Origin of the sequence: Avibacterium volantium, assembly GCF_900635775.1 — a bacterium.
Taxonomy (GTDB): Bacteria; Pseudomonadota; Gammaproteobacteria; order Enterobacterales; family Pasteurellaceae; genus Avibacterium; species Avibacterium volantium.
Genome location: NZ_LR134167.1, coordinates 2134673 through 2155924 on the forward strand (window position 1 = coordinate 2134673; position 21252 = coordinate 2155924).

Annotated in this window: 22 protein-coding genes, 3 tRNA genes and 1 pseudogene; 4 read left to right on the plus strand and 22 right to left on the minus strand. The window is 40.6% G+C overall.

Translation table 11 applies throughout. The annotated features are described in order from the left end of the window. Positions 1-62 precede the first annotated feature (62 nt). Entirely contained in the window at positions 63-1442 is a 1380-nt protein-coding gene (gene cysS, locus ELZ61_RS10130; RefSeq protein ID WP_126373384.1) for a cysteine--tRNA ligase, read from the plus strand. Positions 1443-1513: 71 nt separating this feature from the next. Next, positions 1514-2332 carry a pyridoxal phosphatase gene (locus ELZ61_RS10135; protein ID WP_126373386.1) on the plus strand — a complete coding sequence of 273 codons (819 nt, stop codon included), beginning with the start codon at positions 1514-1516 and terminating at the stop codon, positions 2330-2332. Positions 2333-2366: 34 nt separating this feature from the next. Here the strand turns inward: ELZ61_RS10135 and recC are convergent, their stop codons facing one another. From recC to ELZ61_RS10225, 18 genes are all read right to left on the minus strand, one after another. Further along, positions 2367-5771, minus strand: coding sequence for an exodeoxyribonuclease V subunit gamma (gene recC / locus ELZ61_RS10140; RefSeq protein ID WP_126373388.1), 3405 nt, complete (start codon positions 5769-5771; stop codon positions 2367-2369). Positions 5772-5782: 11 nt separating this feature from the next. Continuing rightward, a complete protein-coding gene (locus ELZ61_RS10145) occupies positions 5783-6088 on the minus strand; it encodes a DUF5374 domain-containing protein (protein WP_103854152.1) in 306 nt (101 codons plus the stop codon). Beyond that, on the minus strand, positions 6069-6746 hold the full coding sequence (locus ELZ61_RS10150) for a DUF2572 family protein (protein ID WP_126373390.1): 678 nt from the start codon (positions 6744-6746) through the stop codon (positions 6069-6071). Before ELZ61_RS10150 ends, ELZ61_RS10145 begins: the two co-directional genes overlap by 20 nt. Continuing rightward, complete coding sequence (locus ELZ61_RS10155; protein ID WP_126373391.1) at positions 6743-7465, minus strand: PulJ/GspJ family protein; 723 nt, start codon at positions 7463-7465, stop codon at positions 6743-6745. Before ELZ61_RS10155 ends, ELZ61_RS10150 begins: the two co-directional genes overlap by 4 nt. Then, positions 7466-7990, minus strand: coding sequence for a type II secretion system protein (locus ELZ61_RS10160; RefSeq protein ID WP_126373393.1), 525 nt, complete (start codon positions 7988-7990; stop codon positions 7466-7468). It abuts the gene before it with no gap. A gap of 225 nt (positions 7991-8215) precedes the next feature. Beyond that, positions 8216-8291: transfer RNA gene (locus ELZ61_RS10165), tRNA-Lys, on the minus strand. A 24-nt stretch (positions 8292-8315) separates the two neighbouring features. Then, positions 8316-8391 (minus strand) — tRNA-Lys (locus tag ELZ61_RS10170). A 28-nt stretch (positions 8392-8419) separates the two neighbouring features. Beyond that, a tRNA-Lys gene (locus ELZ61_RS10175) sits at positions 8420-8495 on the minus strand. A 182-nt stretch (positions 8496-8677) separates the two neighbouring features. Beyond that, positions 8678-9142 carry a peptidoglycan-associated lipoprotein Pal gene (pal, locus tag ELZ61_RS10180; protein ID WP_103854155.1) on the minus strand — a complete coding sequence of 155 codons (465 nt, stop codon included), beginning with the start codon at positions 9140-9142 and terminating at the stop codon, positions 8678-8680. 10 nt (positions 9143-9152) lie between these two features. Further along, complete coding sequence (gene tolB / locus ELZ61_RS10185) at positions 9153-10451, minus strand: Tol-Pal system beta propeller repeat protein TolB (protein ID WP_422386271.1); 1299 nt, start codon at positions 10449-10451, stop codon at positions 9153-9155. Between the two features lie 36 nt (positions 10452-10487). Further along, entirely contained in the window at positions 10488-11702 is a 1215-nt protein-coding gene (tolA, locus tag ELZ61_RS10190) for a cell envelope integrity protein TolA (RefSeq protein WP_126373398.1), read from the minus strand. A 16-nt stretch (positions 11703-11718) separates the two neighbouring features. Continuing rightward, on the minus strand, positions 11719-12141 hold the full coding sequence (tolR, locus tag ELZ61_RS10195; RefSeq protein ID WP_103854158.1) for a colicin uptake protein TolR: 423 nt from the start codon (positions 12139-12141) through the stop codon (positions 11719-11721). Between the two features lie 49 nt (positions 12142-12190). Continuing rightward, the gene (gene tolQ / locus ELZ61_RS10200; protein ID WP_103854159.1) at positions 12191-12874 is read right to left on the minus strand and encodes a protein TolQ; all 684 of its coding nucleotides are present in this window, start codon (positions 12872-12874) and stop codon (positions 12191-12193) included. A gap of 45 nt (positions 12875-12919) precedes the next feature. Continuing rightward, on the minus strand, positions 12920-13318 hold the full coding sequence (gene ybgC / locus ELZ61_RS10205) for a tol-pal system-associated acyl-CoA thioesterase (RefSeq protein WP_103854160.1): 399 nt from the start codon (positions 13316-13318) through the stop codon (positions 12920-12922). A gap of 183 nt (positions 13319-13501) precedes the next feature. Then, positions 13502-13804 (minus strand): cyd operon protein YbgE, encoded by a 303-nt coding sequence (gene ybgE, locus ELZ61_RS10210; protein ID WP_126373399.1) that lies wholly within the window; start codon positions 13802-13804, stop codon positions 13502-13504. Positions 13805-13808: 4 nt separating this feature from the next. Then, positions 13809-13907 (minus strand): cytochrome bd oxidase small subunit, CydX/CbdX family, encoded by a 99-nt coding sequence (locus ELZ61_RS10215; RefSeq protein ID WP_103853713.1) that lies wholly within the window; start codon positions 13905-13907, stop codon positions 13809-13811. A gap of 11 nt (positions 13908-13918) precedes the next feature. Next, complete coding sequence (gene cydB, locus ELZ61_RS10220; protein ID WP_126373401.1) at positions 13919-15055, minus strand: cytochrome d ubiquinol oxidase subunit II; 1137 nt, start codon at positions 15053-15055, stop codon at positions 13919-13921. Positions 15056-15069: 14 nt separating this feature from the next. Beyond that, on the minus strand, positions 15070-16632 hold the full coding sequence (locus ELZ61_RS10225; protein WP_103853715.1) for a cytochrome ubiquinol oxidase subunit I: 1563 nt from the start codon (positions 16630-16632) through the stop codon (positions 15070-15072). A 470-nt stretch (positions 16633-17102) separates the two neighbouring features. On the opposite strand from ELZ61_RS10225, the gene ELZ61_RS10230 reads away from it, so the two are divergent. Further along, positions 17103-17363 (plus strand): DUF5339 domain-containing protein, encoded by a 261-nt coding sequence (locus ELZ61_RS10230; protein WP_197717483.1) that lies wholly within the window; start codon positions 17103-17105, stop codon positions 17361-17363. Between the two features lie 60 nt (positions 17364-17423). Here ELZ61_RS10230 and hpt read toward each other — a convergent pair whose 3' ends face one another. After that, a complete protein-coding gene (hpt, locus tag ELZ61_RS10235) occupies positions 17424-17966 on the minus strand; it encodes a hypoxanthine phosphoribosyltransferase (protein WP_126373405.1) in 543 nt (180 codons plus the stop codon). Positions 17967-18210: 244 nt separating this feature from the next. Then, positions 18211-19560 (minus strand): metalloprotease PmbA, encoded by a 1350-nt coding sequence (pmbA, locus tag ELZ61_RS10240; protein ID WP_126373407.1) that lies wholly within the window; start codon positions 19558-19560, stop codon positions 18211-18213. Between the two features lie 118 nt (positions 19561-19678). On the opposite strand from pmbA, the gene yjgA reads away from it, so the two are divergent. Then, positions 19679-20212: a ribosome biogenesis factor YjgA gene (gene yjgA, locus ELZ61_RS10245; RefSeq protein WP_115249015.1), complete on the plus strand. Its 534-nt coding sequence runs from the start codon at positions 19679-19681 to the stop codon at positions 20210-20212. Between the two features lie 75 nt (positions 20213-20287). On the opposite strand, the gene ELZ61_RS10250 is transcribed toward yjgA, so the two are convergent. Together ELZ61_RS10250 and ELZ61_RS10255 are read right to left on the minus strand one after the other, a co-directional pair. Beyond that, positions 20288-20518 carry a hypothetical protein gene (locus ELZ61_RS10250; protein WP_126373409.1) on the minus strand — a complete coding sequence of 77 codons (231 nt, stop codon included), beginning with the start codon at positions 20516-20518 and terminating at the stop codon, positions 20288-20290. 69 nt (positions 20519-20587) lie between these two features. Further along, a pseudogene (locus ELZ61_RS10255) lies at positions 20588-21241 on the minus strand (IS1595 family transposase). Positions 21242-21252: the final 11 nt, after the last annotated feature.

Here is a 21252-nt window from a genome sequence, read left to right on the forward strand (position 1 = left end):
GTGCGGTATAATTCCAGCTCATTTATTTTGTCTAATTTCATCACTTCAAGAGAAACAAACAAATGCTAAAAATTTTCAATACCTTAAGTCGAGAAAAAGAAGTTTTTACCCCCATTCACCCGAATAAAGTGGGAATGTATGTGTGCGGCGTAACCGTTTATGATTTATGCCATATTGGCCACGGACGCACCTTTGTTTGTTTTGATGTGATTGCACGTTATTTGCGCTATTTGGGTTACGATCTCACTTATGTGCGCAACATTACCGATGTGGACGACAAAATCATTAAACGCGCCTTAGAAAACAAAGAAACCTGCGATCAGCTTGTGGATCGTATGGTAACAGAAATGTACCGCGATTTTGATGCGCTCAATATTTTACGTCCGAATGTTGAACCGCGCGCCACCCACCATATTCCAGAAATCATTGATATTGTTGAGAAATTAATTCAACGTGGACACGCTTATGTGGCAGAAAATGGTGATGTGATGTTTGATATTGAAAGTTTTCCGCAATATGGCAAATTATCGCGTCAAGATCTCAGCCAACTTCAAGCAGGCGCACGAATTGAGATTTCAGAAATCAAGAAAAACCCGATGGATTTCGTGCTATGGAAAATGTCTAAACCGAATGAACCAAGCTGGGATTCCCCTTGGGGCAAAGGCCGTCCGGGCTGGCATATTGAGTGTTCTGCAATGAACAGCAAACAGCTAGGCGATCATTTTGATATTCACGGTGGCGGTTCAGATTTAATGTTCCCACACCACGAAAACGAAATTGCCCAATCCTGCTGCGCGCACGATGGCGAATATGTCAATTATTGGATTCACTCGGGAATGATTATGGTGGATAAAGAAAAAATGTCGAAATCTCTCGGCAATTTCTTCACCATTCGCGATGTGTTAAATCATTATAACGGCGAAGTGGTGCGTTATTTCTTACTCACCGCCCATTACCGCAGCCAGCTTAATTACAGCGAAGAAAACCTTAACCTTGCGCAAGGCGCATTAGAGCGTTTATATACCGCATTACGCGACACCGATCCAAGCGTCGCACCACAAGGTGGCGAGGAATTTGTCGCCCAGTTCAAAGAGGCAATGGACGATGATTTCAACACGCCAAATGCTATTTCTGTGCTATTTGAAATGGCGCGTGAAATCAATAAATTGAAAGGCGAAGATAAAACCAAAGCAAATCAACTTGCTGCACGCTTGCGTGAATTAGGCGATATTTTAGGCTTATTACAGCAAGATCCTGAAAGTTTCTTACAAGCAGGCGCTGACGATGATGAAGTGGCAAAAATCGAAGCCTTAATCAAACAACGCAACGAAGCCCGCGCTGCCAAAAACTGGGCCGCCGCCGACGAAGCCCGCAATCAGCTCAACGCGATGGGCATTGTGTTAGAAGACGGCGCAAATGGTACCACTTGGCGGAAGCAGTAAACAAACATATCGCAGGTAAATGGCCTGCGATATTTTTATCTAACAAACTCAAAAAATAAAAGGATAAAAAAATGAACTACCAAGCAGTCGCTTTTGATTTAGATGGCACATTGCTGAATTCGCAAGGGCAGATTCTTGCGGAAAATAAACAGGCAATCGCTAAGTTGCAACAGCAAGGCGTTAAAGTATTGTTGGTAACAGGGCGACATCATACGGCGGTGATTCCTTATTATATGGAACTGGGTTTAACCTCGCCGATTATTTGTTGCAACGGCACCTATGTTTATGATGTGCAAAATGACAAGGTGCTGGCGGCCAATCCACTTTCGCAACAACAAGCGCAGCAAATTTATGATACGGCAACCAAGCACCATTGCCATTTATTAATGTATTCTCGCAATGCGATGAATTATGCTGAGCTCAATCCGCATATGGAAAAATTTCTGAAATGGGTAGGCAGTTGTCCAGAAAATGTCCGTCCTTTAGTGCGAAAAGTAGAAAGTATTCAAGATGTGATCGATCACGACAAGCCAATCTGGAAGTGCGTAATTAGCGCGCAAAATAAGGACGTTATGAACCAAGTGGTGGCAGAATTGCCAATTGAGCAATTTAGCTGTGAATGGTCTTGGGTGGATCGTGTGGATATAGCCAACGCAGGCAATACCAAAGGGGCAAGATTGTTAGAAGTATTAAACCAATGGCAAATTGCACCGCAGCAAGTGATTGCCTTTGGCGATAACCACAATGACATCAGTATGCTCACCGCCGTGGGATTAGGCGTGGCAATGGGCAATGCGGAAGATGAAGTAAAACATCAAGCTAAGCTCACCACCACAAGCAATGATGAAGCTGGCATTGCTCAAGTATTAGCCGAATATTTCAAACGCTAAAACAAAACCGCTGAGAATGATCAGCGGTTTTCTTTTATTTACAGGTTTCTAACATCAACCCAAACCAATCCTGCATTATGCTAGTCATTGCGTTTAAGTCCAGTTGTGCTAATTCTTGTTCGCTTAGCACACGTTGCCAGTATTTATCTTCTTGTTTAAAACCATAATCGTTGCCGTAAATACTTTCGTACAAGATGGCCAAGCATTTTTGTTGGATTTTGGCTTCATCATCTTTGCCTTTTTCATTTTTGAGTGCTTTGAAATAGTTCCCCAAATTTTCTGTTAGCACTAAGCAAGGGGATTGCAGGGCTTGAACATAGGCTTCCAGATAACATTGTAATTGTGCAAGTGCGGTGTTTTTTGGCAGAATTTTAAACCGCACTTGTTCACCTTTGGCGTAACTATGAGCAGGTGCAACATTTTCTTGTGTGGCACATTGCACTAAATAATAGATCCAGTTTTCAATCAGATCTTTATCACGGATTTTCCCGCCTACACGCCAAGTTACTCTCTCCATTGTTCCATCAACCAAAGGATAAAGCTGATTGATTACTCCTGTTAAACGCAAAGTTTGGGTTGGCAGGGTGAAATCCAGCTCCACTGCCACGCTTTGGCTTTCTTGCGTTAAATAATCTGCCACTTCTTTTTTCAGCTCGCGAATATCTTGACTCAGTTTTTGACCTTGCACTTCAGCAAAAGCGCCCCTTGGCATTACACCTTTGATTTGTAACTGGCGGAAAAATTGGCTAAATTCATCATCATTGAGATAAAGCAGTTGCTGGTTAATGGCATAGCGTTCTAAATTATCGAAATCGAAATTTTCTGTGTCCCGCAAGGCGCTTTCTTCATTTTTCAGGTGAATGCCTAAAATCTGCTCTAGGAAAAATCGGATCGGGTGCTGTACAAAGGCGATAAGCTGGCTTAACGCCACTGTTTGCACCCGATGATCATTATTCAATGGCTGAATAAATCCCTGTTCTTGCTGAGCGGTTTTATTCACTAATGGCAACCATTTACGCGCAAAAGTGCGGTGGTTTTTACTGAAATTTTTCTCGCTAAAGGCAGTCATTGGGTGATGTATCACCAATTTTTTACGCCAATATTCATTCGGATTTTCGCCCTCATCATTCTCAGGCAATGGCAAGTTTTCTGCCACATAATCCAATAATTGATTTACCAGCACGGAAGGTTCTTTTGACTCATCGTCAATGATTGAATGCCCGACATAACTGAGATAGAAATAATCTTGCGCAGAAACCAGTGCTTCAAGGAAGAGATAACGATCATCATCTCGTTTGAAACGATCGCCTTTTTGCTGATGATATTGCATAAGATCAAAGCTATTTGGTGTACTTTGGCGTGGGTATTCGCCTTCATTCATTCCCAGCAAACACACTACGCGGAATGGGATTGAGCGCATTGGCAATAAGGTGCAAAAATTCACTTTCCCAGCCAGAAAACGTAAGTTATGCGGATTTTCTTGCAAATAGCCACTCATCACTTCCGACACCACTTCTGCGCCAAGTGGTTGTTCAAATTGCACATTGACCAAAGGCTCGGCAAAGGTTTCAATGCAATCATTAAGATACCATTGGGTTTCTTGGCTCGTTTCGTCAAATTGGAAAAAGGTTTCCACCAGTTGGAATAAAGCTTGCTGCCATTGCTCAACAGAATGTTCGCCGCAAAGTGTTTGATACCATTGATAAAGTTGTTCAATAAATTCCGCTAAATAGCCTGCTAATTGCCCTTTTAAGCCGTAACTATTATCAAAACCTAGGCTGTCTTGCCAAATGCCATTTTCTTCACGCATTGCATAGCCGAGCAACATTCTCTCCAGCCCTGCTTTCCACGCATTATAATTTTCTTGCGCTACGCCCTGATATTTTTCCAAGCCAAAGCGAATACCTGAATGTTCCACCCAATGATGAATATAAGGTAGATCTTCAAGCTTAATATGAAAACGGGCGCGGATACTTGGAATATCGAGAAAATCCAGCACATCTTGCGCACTAAACAGACTTTCTTTCAGGTTTAACAATTTGATGAAAGCCGACACAATCACATCATTTTCCGACAATTTATTATCCGAAATGGAAAATGGAATGTAAGGCTTACCTTGCTCAAAAACAGCACGAATATAAGGGGTATATTTATCAATATCGGCCACCATTACCACCACATCTTTTGGCGTTAGGCTCGGATCTTGATTAAACAAATGCAGCAAATAATCCTGCAAGGCTTCCACTTCTCGCATTGCGCTATAACAGGCGTGAATGGAAAAAGACGGATCTTGCGGTGCAAAATGCAGCGGCTCAATGCCTGTTGGGGTAAGCGTTAAAATCCGTTGCTGAATTTGGTGTAATAAACTGTCTTCTGCCAATTCTACATAGGCATTAATTTCATTACTTTGCAGATCGGTGAGCAGATAAAGGAAATCACGCCCTTGCTTGCCCCAAGAAGAAAGTAACGGATTGCCCACTTGCAACATTTCTTGCTCGGCAGTGCGTTCGTATTGCTCTTGTTCTAATCGTGCAATTTGCTGATGAGAAAATAATGGGTTAGCTTGCTGGCTTTGTTGATCGGTGCGAGAACGCTGTTGTAATTTTTGCCAATATTGCTTATCGACAATATCCCCCCAATACTCACGACAAGGGTTGGTGAAAAATAAATGCACATCACAAAACTCGCTGATGCCGTTGAGAATTTCCAAATACACTTTTGGCAGGGCTGAAATACCAAACACAAAAATGCGTTTCGGCAGTTTTAATGGTGCTTTTTCACCCAATAGCTGAAGAAATTGTTGGTGTAAATGCGCCCTGTGCCAAACTTCTTCACTGCCATTTTGCTGTTGAATTTCAGCCACTAACGCACGCCACAAAATACCTTGCCATTCAATATGGCGTGTAATTTGATTGGCTAACTGTTGTTTATCTTCACTTTTCTGTGCGGCAATTTGTTGCGCGATGCTACTGTCTGCATTTTTTTCCCACACGCTGATCCAATCTGGACGATACACCAAATATTGGTCAAATAAATCAGCCACTTTTTCTGCTAGCTGATACAACTTTTGTTGTGCCGATTGCGGCGCAGAATTGAGATAATCTCGCAATGGTGCAAAGGCAGGTTGTGCTAAATATTGCGGAATCAATCGCATTAAGCGCCATACAATCTGTTCTTTGGCAAATTGATTTTGCTGCGTTACATTAAACAAATTATCGCGATACAGCTGCCAAATAAAGGTCGCTGGCATAGGAAATTGTAAATTCGCTGAAATTCCTTGCTTTTCCGCAATTTGCCATTGCAGCCACTGCGCCATTCCAGGGCTTTGTACCAAAATAATTTCCGACTGCAACGGATCGTCCAACGGCATTGTTTTCATTAAATGCAGTAGGATCTCTTTTTGTGTTTCAAGCAAATTGGAATAATAAACGGTTAGCACAGAATTTCCTTTTATAAGCTGGTTTCCCCTGTGGGATAACGCACGGTAACTTTATTTTTATGACAATGAAGATGAAAAATAAGCTGATTTTGTTCAATTTGAGTTTGACAACTCAGTCCCATAAACAGACGCTGCTGCTGATTATGCGCAATAGAAATGGCTTGTAAATCTTGATAAATTTTCACCGCACTTTGCCGCTGGTGCGTGAGCCATTGATTAATGGACAGAAAAATACCACTAAATAGGGTTAAAGTCATTAGCAAAGAAAATAAATTCATTCCTTTGTATTTTAGCGGTCTATAAAGGCTCGAAATCATACCAGCTCCTTTTTGCTAGCCGCCAAAAACGATAAGCCTGAACCACTTCTTGTAGCGTTTTCTTATTATAAACCAATTTCACATTTTCCCCTTGATGTAATTGCCCTTGCGTAATCACAGCGCCACGAATTTCCCCTTTGCCAGATAAAGTTAAATCACCTTCCGCTACAATCACCGCATAAATATTGCCGTTGATTTCCCAATGTTTCTCGCGTTCAGAAAACCAATAAAGGGGATATTTACTGATATTTTCTTGCTGTAAAACTTTGGCAAACAAAGGTGTGATCTCAGGATCAAAATATTGCGAAAATTCCCCCGCACTTATGCCACGACTTGGCGTTTTCTGAAATAGACTTATTCGCTCGCACCAAGCAAAATGCGCGGGGTCATCAAAAGTGCGGTGGTTTTTTGTTGAATTTTTAAACTCAAGACGATAGACAGAATCCGCATAATCTAAGGGTAATTTTTCGCATTCCTGTTGCAGATGTTGGCTGCTTATTGGCAAGAGCACTACATCATTTTCCGCATAATATTTTTGCTGCGCATTCATTGCTCGATAAAAATGCAGTTCTTCTTGATTAAACAACATTGCGATCATCAATAATGAGCTAAGCAACAACAATAAGGTTAGGGTAACAATGCCTTTTTGTGCCTTCATTCTGTCCTGCCTTGATTGAGCAAAGGAATCACTGTTTCATTTTCATATTCAATATGCGGTTGTTTGACGAGTTGCCCTTTTAACTGTGCCACAAGTAACAAAGGTTCTTTTAGCCACCGCAAAGAAAAATGGGTGATCACAATTTCACGATCATCAAACAGATCCACCCAACCCCCTTTCTCACACGCGGGTTGCTGAATGTAAGTTTGACATTCTTCTTTTGTGCATTTTTGCTTAACGGTGTTTTTGTAAGTTAAGCGCGTTTCTAGCATTTTTTGCTTTAGGCGATAACCAAACAATTCACGTTCAATTTCTTTTGCTCGGTTTTTACCATTTTCAACGCATAATCCTTTGGTGTAAGTAGAGCCAATACAACCTGAATTATCCAAATCATAGAAAAATAACACACAGCTATTCGGCTTTTCTCCCAAGGCTTGGCTAATAACAAGACTTGTGCCTTGGCTGTCTTGCTCGAACAAGGCAAGATTATCCACTTTACGCTTTCCAACGGCTGCACGAAATCCCGTGCGGCGTAAATCTTTGCCGATTAATTGCAGGGTTCTTTCTATTTCGGCTTGTAAAAACAGCCGTGCATTCATTTGCTGAATTTGCCATTGGCTATGTTGATAAAATTTCACGATGGCGATTAATAATAGGCTAGATACCATCAAGGCGATCATCAAACCTAGCAAACTTTGCCCTTTTAAATAGCGGTTCATCTAAGGCTCTCCGCACGCACTGAGCGAATTTCCCTGTTTTAGCTTTAAGCTACCCACATTAAAAAAAGAAAATAAGGTTTTCGCTTGCCCTGCTTGCAATAAGAAGCAGTCCGCTTGAATGGTGTTGCGGATACCGCTGAATCTAGCCATTTCTTGCGGAAAATAATGTTTACTGCTAATCATTGTTTGCGTTGGAAACAAGGGTTGATAAATATTCGCCATTAGCTCCTCTGGACATAAGTGCGGTTGCAAACAGTTGCATATTTTGTCGCTTTTGACTTGGGCCGCAATGCACCATTTTTGACTTGCTAGATCGCGATTTGCCACTAAAAACCATACTTGATTAGAATTTTCTACGCGCCGTTGAATGGTACGGAAAAATAAATATAAGCGCTGTTGCTCTTTGCTTAACACCGATTGTTCCTGATTCTGTTGCCATACGGGCAAGGCCGTAAGCAATAGCATACTGGAAATCAATAGCACGATAAGAAATTCTAATAGCGTGAAACCTTTCATTTTAGCCATAATAAAAACACGGATTTTTCAACCGCACTTTTGCCTTTGTTTATCGGTAATTTTCTATACGCAAGCCTAACAAGTGCGGTGCTTTTTTAGTAGGAAATGAAGAAGGTTTTGGAATCGAGATCGCAAAAATAATCAGAAAACGAGAATAAAACCTAAGAATGTAATAGATGAAAAATAATAAGGTGGAAGATAGATTATTATAAAAATTTAGGGATAAATTGATGATGGTGGGTCGTGAAGGATTCGAACCTTCGACCAACGGATTAAAAGTCCGCTGCTCTACCGACTGAGCTAACGACCCTAAGTATAGTTAATGGCTTTGAAGTGGTGGGTCGTGAAGGATTCGAACCTTCGACCAACGGATTAAAAGTCCGCTGCTCTACCGACTGAGCTAACGACCCTAAATATATTTAGGCTGTTACGTTTGATTGGTGGGTCGTGAAGGATTCGAACCTTCGACCAACGGATTAAAAGTCCGCTGCTCTACCGACTGAGCTAACGACCCGAACAGGTATCATTGCGTAACGGAGGCTTATAATACTGTTTTTATTTTAATAATCAATAAAAATTTTCTATTTTTTGTTTGTTTGCACGAATAAACAACAACTAAATCACACTTTACCACGCAGATAAATAAAAAAACCGAGCATTCAAGGCTCGGTTTTTTTATTTCGTCAATAAGGCAGATTAGTATGCTAACACTGCACGACGGTTTTTAGAATATGCAGCTTCAGTGTGGCCTAACTCAGCTGGTTTTTCTTCACCGTAAGAAACGGTTGAAAGCTGACCTGCTTGAACACCTTTAGCAGATAAATAGTGCGCTACTGCGTCAGCACGGCGTTGACCTAATGCGATGTTGTACTCTGGCGTACCGCGTTCGTCAGTGTTACCTTCAACAACCACTTTAGATGCTGGAGTTGCTGTTAAATATGCAGCGTGCGCATCTAAGATTTGTTGGTATTCACCTTCGATGTTGTATTTATCGAATGCGAAGTAAACAGTGTTATAACGTTGTTGTAAATCTTGAACTGAGTAACCGCCAAAAGTTTGGGCAGTTGTTGTTTCTGCAGCACTTTCATTTTTTGAAGAACTACAAGCTGCTAATACAGCTACTGAGCCAGCTACAACTAATAATTTTGCAAAGTTTTTCATTAACTTTCTCCTAGTTTTTAGTTAAATATGGGGACCAAGCTGGAAATTTAACTTGCCCATCACTTCCCGGTAGGCGTGCTTTAAAACGCCCATCAGCAGAAACCAATTGTAGCACCTTTCCTAACCCTTGTGTAGAGCTATAAATAATCATAATTCCGTTTGGAGAGATGCTTGGACTTTCATCTAAGAAAGTCGAACTCAACATTTCTGTTTCACCTGTCGCAAGATCTTTTTTCATAATATGATCCGCGGCAATCATAATTAATGTACTACCATCAGCAGAAATTTGTCCGCTATAGGTGCGACCACCAGAACTTAGTAAGGTTGCGCCACCACCGCTTGCGCTCATTTGATATACTTGCGGCGAACCTGCTCTATCAGAAGTAAAAATAATGGATTGACCATCTGGCGACCACGCAGGTTCAGTGTTGTTACCTGAACCGCTCGTTAATTGTGAAACGCTGCCGCTGGCTAAATTCATCACATAAATATTTAACACCCCATCTTTTGATGAAGCGAAGGCTAATCTTGAGCCATCAGGCGAAAACGCTGGCGCACCATTATGTCCTTTAAAAGACGCAACCACGCGGCGTGCGCCTGAACGTAAATCTTGCACTACAAGCTGAGATTTGCGGTTTTCAAAAGAAACATAAGCAAGTTTATTGCCATCTGGCGACCAAGCTGGTGACATCAATGGCTGTGCGCTTTGGGTAACAATAAATTGGTTATGTCCATCATAATCAGCGACACGCACTTGATAAGGTTTTGAACCACCATTTTTTTGCACCACATAGGCGATTTTTGTTCTAAATGCCCCACGAATGCCCGTGAGTTTTTCAAACACTTCATCACTTACCGTATGCGCGCCTAAACGAATTGCGCTGGCTGGAACGGCATATTGATTTTGTGCCAATACTGCCCCAGCTGTGCCAGATGCACCAATGGTATCTACAAGCTGATAAGCAATGCTGTATCCATTGCCATTTGGCGTAACTTGCCCAACAACGATAGCATCAATGCCTAAAGATGACCAGGCATCAGCATTCACTTCTGAAGCTGAAGTAGGTTGTTGTGGCATTTTTGCTGGCGAAATTGGATTGAATTTACCGCTATTGCGTAAATCTGCAGAAATAATTTCTGCCACGTCAGTTGGCATTGCGCCTGCGCCATTCCATTTAAATGGTACAACGGCGATAGGGCGCGCGCTATCAACCCCTTCGTCAATCACAATACGAACTTCGTCATCTGCTAAGGCGACATTTGCCAATAGCACCCATAGCATCGTTAAAAACTGTGTGATACGAATCATTACTTTCATAAAATTCACCTTAAATTGTTAAACCAATTATTTCAAATCAAAATCAATAACTGGTGATTTATATTTACTATAAATAGCATCTGATGGCGCAGCCGGGACTTTCTTCGTTCTTGCCACAGCACTCATTGCCGCAGAACAAATATCATCAGGGCCAGAAATTCTTTGATAACTTGAGATCGTGCCATCACGTTGCAATTGAATACGAATGCGACAGACTTTCCCTGCAAAGCTCGGATCTTTTAAGAAACGGCGTTGAATTTCTTTCTTAATGACGCCAGCATAGCGATCACCTTCTTTTTTGCCATCGCCTGCGCCTAAACCTGCACCACTGCCTTGGCTGCCTGCTTTATTTGCATTACCGCCAACTTTAGCACTGCCACCACCAATATCACCACCGTTAAGAAAATCATCTAATGCGGCTTGTTGGGCGCGGCGTTTGTTGGCTTCAGCCTTTGCTTTCACTTCTGCCTTAGCTTTGTCTGCTTTTGCCTTGGCTTCAGCTTTCGCTTTAGCTTCTGCCTCTGCTTTGGCTTTTGCAGCAGCTTCAACCTTTGATTTTTCCGCTTGAGCTTTTTTCTCTGCGTCCGCTTTAGCTTTTGCCTCCGCCGCTGCTTTTTCGGCTTTTAACTTGGCTTCTTTTTCAGCTTGTTCTTTGGCTTTTTTCGCTTGCTCAGCGGCTTTCGCCTTGGCTTCTTCTTCAGCTTTTTTGGCCTGCGCGGCTAAACGTTTTGCTTCAGCTTCTGCTTTTAGCTTTGCCGCTTCCGCTTGTTGTTTCGCCTTTGCTTCTTGCAACTTCTGTTTTTCTAAGGCGATGCGAGCTTGTTCTTCACGTTGCCTTTGTTGCTCTGCCAACTGTTCTTGTTGTTTTTTCAGTTCAAGCTGTTTTTGACGCTCTTGCTCCAGCTGTTTTTCAAGCTGCTTTTGGCGTTCCAATTCTTGCTGACGTTTTTGTTCTTCTAACTGTGCTTGTTTTTGTTCTTGTGGATCGGGTTCTTTCTGCTGTGGTTGAGTAGGTTTATCCACCTGCCCTTTTTTCTGTTGTTGCAAACGTCCCCATTCCTGTGCAGCAGATCCTGTATCGACCATCACGGCGCTGATCACATCGCCATCACCTTCACCGCCGCCCATTATTTCTACTTTGTAATAAAGCGAGCCAAGAATTAACAAGCCAAATAGAATAATGTGCAGAATAATTGAAATGGCAAAGGCGCCAATTCCGTTATTTCGTTGATTATTACGCACAATAGACCTACTTACCTTAAATTGGGTTTGTCATTAATCCAACAGACTTTATTCCTGCTAGATGCAGTAAATTGAGTGCTTTAATCACTTCTTCATAAGGCACATCTTTCGCTCCGCCAACCAAGAACATTGTGTTGTTGTCTTTGTCATATTCTTGTTTAGCCATTTGCGTAACCATTTCTTCTGTGAGATTTTCACTGCGTTCACCGCCAATGGAAAGGCTATATTGACCAATGCCTGAAACTTCTAAAATAACTGGCACTTTGTCTTCATTGGATACGGATTGGCTTTCCACCGCATCTGGCAATTCCACTTGCACACTTTGTGAAATGATTGGTGCAGTTGCCATAAAAATAAGCAATAGCACTAATAACACATCTAAAAATGGCACTATATTGATTTCAGATTTTATATCACGACGTTTACGACGATAAGACATTATTGCCTCTAAAAACTTTGCTAAAAATCACCGCACTTTGTGCGACATACTATTGATGACGACCGAAAACTTGACGATGCAAGATGGTGGTAAATTCATCAATAAAGTTACCATAATTTTGCTCAAGTTTATTGACGCGTAAACTTAAACGGTTATACGCCATTACCGCAGGAATTGCGGCAAATAAACCGATTGCTGTTGCGATCAAAGCTTCTGCGATCCCCGGTGCAACCATTTGCAAGGTAGCTTGTTTTGCCCCGCTTAGCGCCATAAAGGCGTGCATAATTCCCCAAACCGTACCGAATAAGCCGATATATGGGCTGATTGATGCGACCGTAGCTAGGAATGGTACGCGTGTTTCCACATCTTCAATTTCACGGTTCATTGCCAAATTCATTGCGCGCGTGCTGCCTTGAATAATGGCTTCTGGGGCATCTGGGTTAGCTTTTTTCAAACGTGAAAACTCTTTAAAGCCGACATAGAAAATTTGTTCGCTACCTGTTAAACCATCACGGCGGTTAGATAGGCCTTCGTATAATTTATTTAGTTCTTCGCCAGACCAAAAGCGATCTTCAAACGCTGAGGAATCTTTTAAGGCTTTGGTTAATACGCGGCTGCGTTGGATAATGATCGCCCAAGACATAATGGAAAACGCGATCAGGATTACAATTACAATTTGAACCACTACACTGGCTTTTAAAAACAGTTCCAAAAAGTTCAATTCACTGGTCATTACATAGCTCCAAAAAATAGGATAGTAAAATAGGTAAGTGTTTATTTACCCGTTAAATGCTGCTTTAATTTCTTGTGGAATAGCAACAGGTTTCATTTTTGTGAGATCCACACAGGCCACTTTTACTTCAGCCGTACAAATCAGCACATCATTACGTTTTATTTGCTGCGAAAACAAAATTGTTGCGCCTTTAATGCCGCTTACTTCTGTTTCCACCGTTAATAAATCATCTAGCTTTGCGGCAAGACGATAATCAATCTGCATTGTTTTGACAACAAATGCGAGATTATGTTCATCAAGCAATGCCTGTTGAGAAAAGCCTAGCTCACGCAGATAATCGGTTCTTGCTCGCTCAAAAAAATGCAGATAACGGGCGTGATAAACCACTCCGCCTGCATCGGTATCTTCATAATAAACTCGTATTGGTAGAGAAAATCTTTGCATAAATTATCAACCTTGAGTTTTTAATCGTTGTTTTTTAATACAGAAAATTGCCGTATTGTAGAGAGCTTAATCAGGATTAGCAAGAAATAAAGTGCGGTGAAAATTAAAAAGATTTTTGCTTTATTTGCTGATATAAGAAAAACTTGGCAAAAAATCACCGCACTTTGATAAATGCGTATTTGATCAATGCGTGAACGCTGGCAAAAGGAAATGTTGCACTAAGGCAATGATGCCAACGATATAACCAACATAAGGGAAAAATACCCCTTTCCAAATGGCTGCCCGAATTTCAAACCCAATGCCGTGAATCCATAAAATCACTGTTGCCCACAAAATAAAAATAACCCAAACAGGTGGGGCTGTTCTTAATTGTGTGGCAAATTCATTAATATTAAAGAAAAAGCAAAGGGTTAATGCAATAGCTAAGATCAACGAAAGGGCTCGCCAAGAGCCCTTATTTACTAAATGATATGCTTTATCAATCATTGACTTACTCGTCAAATTTACCTGTTTTTTCAATGCCAATGGTAATCACTGCACTTAGCATTATGGCAAACAAGACACCCACTACCCATAAAACATAAAACATAATTTCGCTCCTTAGTATAATGAGTTTTTGTTGTCTTCGATGAAATCACTGTCCAAACGACCAAACATTTTGATGTATGACCAGATGGTGTAAGACAATAAGATCACCACAAACACTAATGCAAAACCAAGCATTAAGGTTAAGGTTAATTGGCTTGATGTTGAATCCCACATTAATAGGCTCATATCAGGGTGAGAGCTTGATGGCATTACAAATGGGAACATTGCCACGCCACAAGTTAAGATCACGCCAGCCATTGTTAATGATGAGAACAAGAAGGCAAAGCCACAGCGGTTTGCTTTCGATGCCAATACATTTAATAACGCGCCACCTACTGCTAAAGCAGGGAAGATGAACAATACAGGGGCATCAAAGTAGTTTTTGAACCACGCGCCCGCTTCAACTGCCACTTGTTTTGTTAATGGTGATGAAGGTGCATTGTGATCCACTACGCTAGTTACCACATAGCCATCTTTGAAGTATAACCACACGCCTGCTAATACGAAGGTGATTAAGGTTGCCATTGCGCCAACTTGGGTAATCACTCTTGCACGCTCACGCAATTCAGAAGTGGTTTTTAATTGTAACCACGCACCACCTTGCGTAATGAGCATTGATAAGCTAATTAAGCCGCAAAGTAAGGCAAATGGGTTTAATAATTCAAAGAATGATCCTGTGTAGAAAATTTGGTGCATATCATTGAAATAGAATGGCACACCTTGTAATAGGTTACCAAAGGCCACACCAAATACTACCGATGGCACAAATCCACCAATGAATAAGCCCCAATCCCATAGCTTGCGCCATAATGGATTGTCGATTTTAGCGCGATATTCTAAGCCCACTGGACGGAAGAATAATGCCGCTAACACTAAGATCATTGCAATAAAGAAACCTGAAAATGAGGTTGCATAAACCAATGGCCAAGCTGCAAACATTGCACCGCCAGCAGTTAATAACCACACTTGGTTTCCGTCCCAGTGGGGAGCGATTGAGTTGATCATAATGCGTTTTTCCACTTCTTTTTTACCTGCAAATGGTAATAGTGTTAAAACGCCCATATCAAATCCATCGGTTACTACGAAGCCAATCAGTAATACACCAACGAGAACCCACCAAACAAAACGTAAAAATTCGTAATCAATCATAGTTAGGCTCCTAATTATTTAGATGACTGCTCAAAGTAGTAACGACCTGTTTTTAATGCACTCGGGCCAAGACGAGCATATTTAAACATTAAGTACATTTCCACTACTAAGAAAATAGTATAAAGGGCGCAAATCAGACCGATTGAGAACCATAATTCGCCAGTGGTTAAGTTCGATGCCGCCACACCAACTGGTAACATATCGTAAATAGCCCAAGGCTGACGACCATATTCCGCTAAGAACCAGCCACTTTCAATGGCAAGCCACGGAAGCGGGAGTCCCCATAATAATGCGTGTAACAAGAAGCGGCTTTTACCCACTGTTTTACGCACATTTTGTACCACAGCGGCAATCATTAAGATTAGAATTAAACCACCTGCTGCCATCATTACACGGAATGCCCAGAATGTTGGCCCAACATTAGGTACAGTATCTAAGGTTGCTTGCTTAATTTGTGATTCTGTTGCATCAACCACTTTGTCTGTATAGCGTTTTAATAGTAAGCCATAACCAAGATCACCACGCACCGCATCAAATTGTGCTTTGGTTTCTTCATTGATTTGACCTGCTTTTTTCTCTGCTCTTAATTGTTCAAGCAAACCATAAGCCACCATACCTTGACGAACACGTTGTTCATTCACCACTAAAATATCGTTGATCCCTGCAAAGGTTTTATCCAATGAACGGGTTACGATAATCCCTGCGGCGTAAGGAATTTGTAAGGCAAAATCATTATGTCTTTCTGCTTGATTTGGCACAACAATCATATTCCAGTTAGCTGGTGCGGGTTCAGTATGCCATTCACCTTCCATTGCGGCTAATTTCATTGGTTGTTTTTGTCCGATTTCATAACCAGATTCATCACCCATAATTAGCACAGACACAACGGCAATAATACCGAATACAGAAGCGACAGAGAAAGAACGTTTGGCAAAACCAATATCACGCCCTTTTAAGATGTAATAAGCGCTAATTGCTAAAACAAAGAATGCCCCTGAAACATAACCTGCAGATAAAGTGTGTAGGAATTTACTTTGTGCAACTGGATTTAACCAAAGATCCATAAAGCTGGTCATTTCCATTCGCATTGTTTCAAAATTGAAATCTGAGCCTACTGGTGCTTGCATCCAGCCGTTTGCCACCAAAATCCACATTGCAGAAAGGTTTGAACCGAAAGCTACGCAGTATGTTGAGAGTAAGTGCTTACCTTTTGATAAACGATCCCAACCGAAGAAGAATAACCCAACAAAGGTAGATTCTAAGAAGAAGGCTAATAATGCCTCAATTGCCAGTGGTGCACCAAAAATATCGCCCACATAATGTGAATAATATGACCAGTTAGTCCCGAACTGGAATTCCATTGTAATACCAGTTGTTACCCCTAAGGCAAAGTTAATACCAAATAACTTACCCCAGAATTTTGTCATATCTTTATAAACTTCTTTGCCTGTTGCCACATAAAGGGTTTCCATAATCACAAGAATGAAAGATAAACCCAATGTTAATGGCACAAACAAGAAGTGATATAACGCAGTTAATGCAAACTGCAATCTAGAGAGTTCAACAACGTCTAACATCTCAACTCCTTGTAAATATTACAAGTTCTAAACCAATGATTACTGTGTAATCACCCCAAAATCTTAAAGGTACACCCTTAAGCCAAGTTAATTGAATTATCTTCGCAAGAATTATACAGATAACCCAAGATCGGTATGTATTCTACTACTAAAAGTGTGGATAAAAAATAGTAAAAAATGTAACACCGATCACATTTTTTAGATTTAAATCAAAAATAAACCCATAGAAAGTATGAGCTCTTTTGACAAGCTTCAAATTATAGTTTCTCTTAACATTTTTACAACAAGAATTGTGCGTTACCTCGCAAAATAGAATAAAAAATGATGAATAACTAGACTTTCCCCTCAGATTTTGCTAACTTTCGCAAAGCTCATTTTTTATTATATTTTTACAGATTGAAAATAAGGGAGTTTTAATGAAAATAATGAAGGGAATTATGTTCGTGGCAACGCTTGCTGCAACTGCATTTATGAGCGTTTCAATTTCAGCAGCACCACAACAAACAGAGAAAAATACAATCCCTCAGCAATGTGCCAAACTCTTTAAAGAAACCGAAAACCTCATTGCCGAAGCGGAAAAACAACCAGGAACACACACCCAGTTAAACAAAATTAAGAGTAAGCTAAACCAAAGCAAAAAACAGATTCTTGAAATGGAACTTGCAACACAAATGAAAAGTTGTGATGCAGCGTTAGCAAAACTGGCTTCGAAACAACAAAATACACTGTAATGATTAAAAAGGCTTGTTAAAAAACAAGCCTTTCTTTTATCTTCACTGTCTCTACAAAAATTAATCTTCTTGTAAAACCACTTTCCCAATGTAACCAAAATTACGATAACGCTGCGCGTAATCAATACCGTAGCCCACCACAAATTCATCAGGAATAGTGAAACCTACCCAATCCACTGGCACTTCCACTTCACGGCGTGAAGGTTTATCCAATAAAGTACAAATACACAGTGAAGCAGGCTCACGCAGTTTTAGCATTTCACGCACTTTTTGCAAGGTGTAACCGGTGTCAATAATATCTTCCACAATGAGAACCTGTTCGTTACGAATATCGCCATCAAGATCTTTGCTAATTTTCACATCGTGATTTGTCGTCATTCCGCTACCATAGCTTGTGGTAGTCATAAATTCTACTTCCACTGGTAAATCAATTTCACGCACCAGATCTGCCATAAACATAAATGAACCACGCAACAAACCAACCACAATCAGCTTTTCTACCTTTTGCTGATGATAATATTGCGTAATCTCACGGCCCAATTCGCTAATTCTTGCACGTACATCTTGTTCCGAAATCATCACATCTACATAGTGTTTTTTCATTATTAATTTACCTTTAAGCCCGCCAATGGCGAAATGATTGAGTTAAAAACGGTGAAATTGTAGCAAAAAAAAGGCCGAGATATAAGTCTCAGCCTTTTAAATACCCTAACGAATTTACTTTCTACTCTACTTGTTTGGAGCATCTTAAAAATGAATCATCATTTTCAACAACAATACTTAACAAACGCCTCCATTCTAGCAAACTAAAAAGCATTGTCAATAAGAATAATTCTCATTTATAAAATTAATTTCCTGATACCTTCATTTTTTCTAACAAGATTGAACCAGTTTGAATGTTAGAGCGGTGTTCAACATCGTCCGCCACGGCGACAATTTGCTTAAACATTTCGGGAAGTGATCCTGCAATGGTAATTTCAGCTACTGGATATTGGATTTGCCCATTTTCCACCCAAAATCCTGCTGCACCACGGGAGTAATCACCAGTAACGAGATTGACGCCTTGCCCCATAAGATCCGTAACTAGCAAGCCCGTTTCCATTTTTTCTAAAAGTGCGGTCAATCCCCCTTGCAAATTTGGTTTCACTAACCAATTATGAATACCTCCGGCGTGGCCCGTGCTTTGCATACCGAGTTTTCGCCCACTATAACTGGTTAATAAGTAAGTTTGCAAAATGCCTTGGTCAATAATTTCCATATCACGAGTTCGCACACCTTCACTATCAAAAGGTGAAGAAGCCAATTTCCCAATTAAATGTGGGCGTTCACTAATGTGAAACCAATCTGGCAAAATTTGCTTGCCTAAGGCATCTAATAAAAAACTCGCTTTACGGTATAAACTGCCGCCACTAATCGCTGCGGTCAAATGACTGATTAATCCTGTTGCCACATCATTTAAAAACACTACTGGCACTTCTTGGGTCGCAATTTTTTGCGGATTTAAACGTGATAAGGCTTTTTTCGCCGCATTTTCTCCCACCCAAGCTGGATTTTCTAACTTATCTGGATAACGTGAAATGGTATATTCATAATCACGCTCAAGCTGATTGTTTTCCCCCGCAATCATCGAACAAGAAAGGGAATAACGGCTAGACAAATAGCTCTGCAACATTCCATAACTATTACCATAAACTCGCACGCCAGTATGAGAATTAAAGGCTGCCCCTTCACTATTCACAATACGCTCATCATAATCCAACGCCGCTTTTTCTGCATTCAATGCTAACGTTGCCGCCTGATCCACATCAATTTCAGTGGGGTGATAAAGGGATAAATCTGGCGCATCAAACACCATTAAATCGCGATCAGCCAAGCCTGCGCAATCATCAGGCGACGTATATTTTGCAATGGCAAGAGCTGCTTCCACGGCATTTTTGATCGCCACAGGGCTTAAATCAGAAGTGGACGCATTGCCCTTTTGTTGACCTAAATAAACCGAAATACCTAATGCCCCATCATTATTAAATTCCACATTTTCAATTTCTTGCAAACGAGTGGAAACAGAAAGCCCATTTACTTTGGTCACGGCAACTTCCGCGCTTGCGCCCGCTTTTGTTGCAATATCAATGGCATAACTCACAGCCTCACGCAATTCTTGTTCTTGCTGTTTTAAAAGTGCGGTAGGATTTTGTTGCATTTTTTAACCTCTTATCAAAATTTACCGTATTCTATCCCATTTTCCCTTATCTCGCTAATTTAGCCGAAATTATGCTACACTAACGCCCATTTAGCGCATTTAGATTTAGGAAAACCTTATGGCAAAACGTAGAAAAGAACAATTTGATTGGGAAGATGAAGAACAAGAAGAAATTATTTGGGTAAGCAAAAGTGAAATAAAACGTGATGCGGAAGCCTTAAAACAGCTTGGTGAAAAATTGGTAAATCTAACCAAAACCAACTTAGAAAAAATTCCATTGGAAGAAAATATTCTTGATGCCATCGCGCTCGCTCAACGCTTACAAAAAGAAGCAAAACGCCGCCAGCTACAATATATTGGTAAACTACTGCGCCAAGTAGATGCAGAGCCAATTCAAGAAGCCTTGGATAAAATCGAGAATAAACACAATCACCAACAAGCGCTGTTACATAAATTAGAATTACTGCGTGATGAACTCATCGCCAAAGGGGACGAAGCATTAAGCAATGTACTGAATGACTACCCCTATGCTGATCGCCAACATCTGCGCAACCTAATCCGCGCAGCGCAAAAAGAAAAAGCACAAAACAAACCACCAAAAGCCTATCGTGAGATTTTTCAATATTTGAAAGAATTGGCGATTGAGGAATAATTTGTAATCCCCACATATCTCAATAAAAATGGCACGCTTAACGTGCCATTTTTTGCTGAAAACGCTTGTTTTATCCTATTCATCTAATAACCACTTCCAAATTTCAACTGTTTCAGGTTTTGGTGTACCTTTCTCCATTCCTAATTGAATAGCAATATGTTGCAACTGCTTTGCAAGCGCTGGCTGTCCACATAAATTAAGGCTTACGATAATACGAGAAATTTTTTTGTCTTCGTGTCCAATATGCTTAATCCAATAATCTCGATTCTTTACTTCCTCGCTAATTTTGAGTTCACTATTTTCCAAATATAATCCCCAATAACGGATGATATGTTTAAACGTTGTTAAAAATTTAGGGGCTGTAGTAGATTAGCCCTAAATTTCACACCATTTTCGCAATATTTTTAACTGCTCTTTTGGTGTCCCAAAGTTAAACCGAAATTCACATTCCTTCAAGAATAAAGGAAAGTTTTTTCGGTTAATTCCATTATATTTTCGCAGTATCCGCTTCGCCTGATTCCAAAAATTTTCAATGCCATTAATATGATTTTGTTTCACCGCAAATAGCTCGGAATGATTGATTCGTTCGTGGTGAAATTCACTCACATCAAGCGCATCATAACTGCGATAAGTGTCCGTATAAACCCAGCTATCAGGCTTGATTTTTCTTTTAATAACAGGGAGTAATGTTTCAATCTTGGTGTTTTCAACCACAACAGTAAATACCTTTCCTTGTCGTTTTAGTCACCCAAAAACAGCAACTTTTCCAGCCGCTCCTCGTCCTCGTTTTCCCTTTCGATGACCACCAAAATAGCTTTCGTCTAGTTCAATTTCCCCCTCAAAAATCTCGTTAACTTCAAGGGATAAATGATAGCCAATCACAAGCCTGATTTTATGGTAGAACAAAGCGGCTGTATTCGGTTGAATATCTAGCAAATTTGCTGCCGTTCTTGCAGTAACTTCTGCGACAAAAAACTCAAGCAGTTTTTTCTGTATGGATTTCTTTAATTTACAATATGTTATCTTCATTTTTGTAGTAT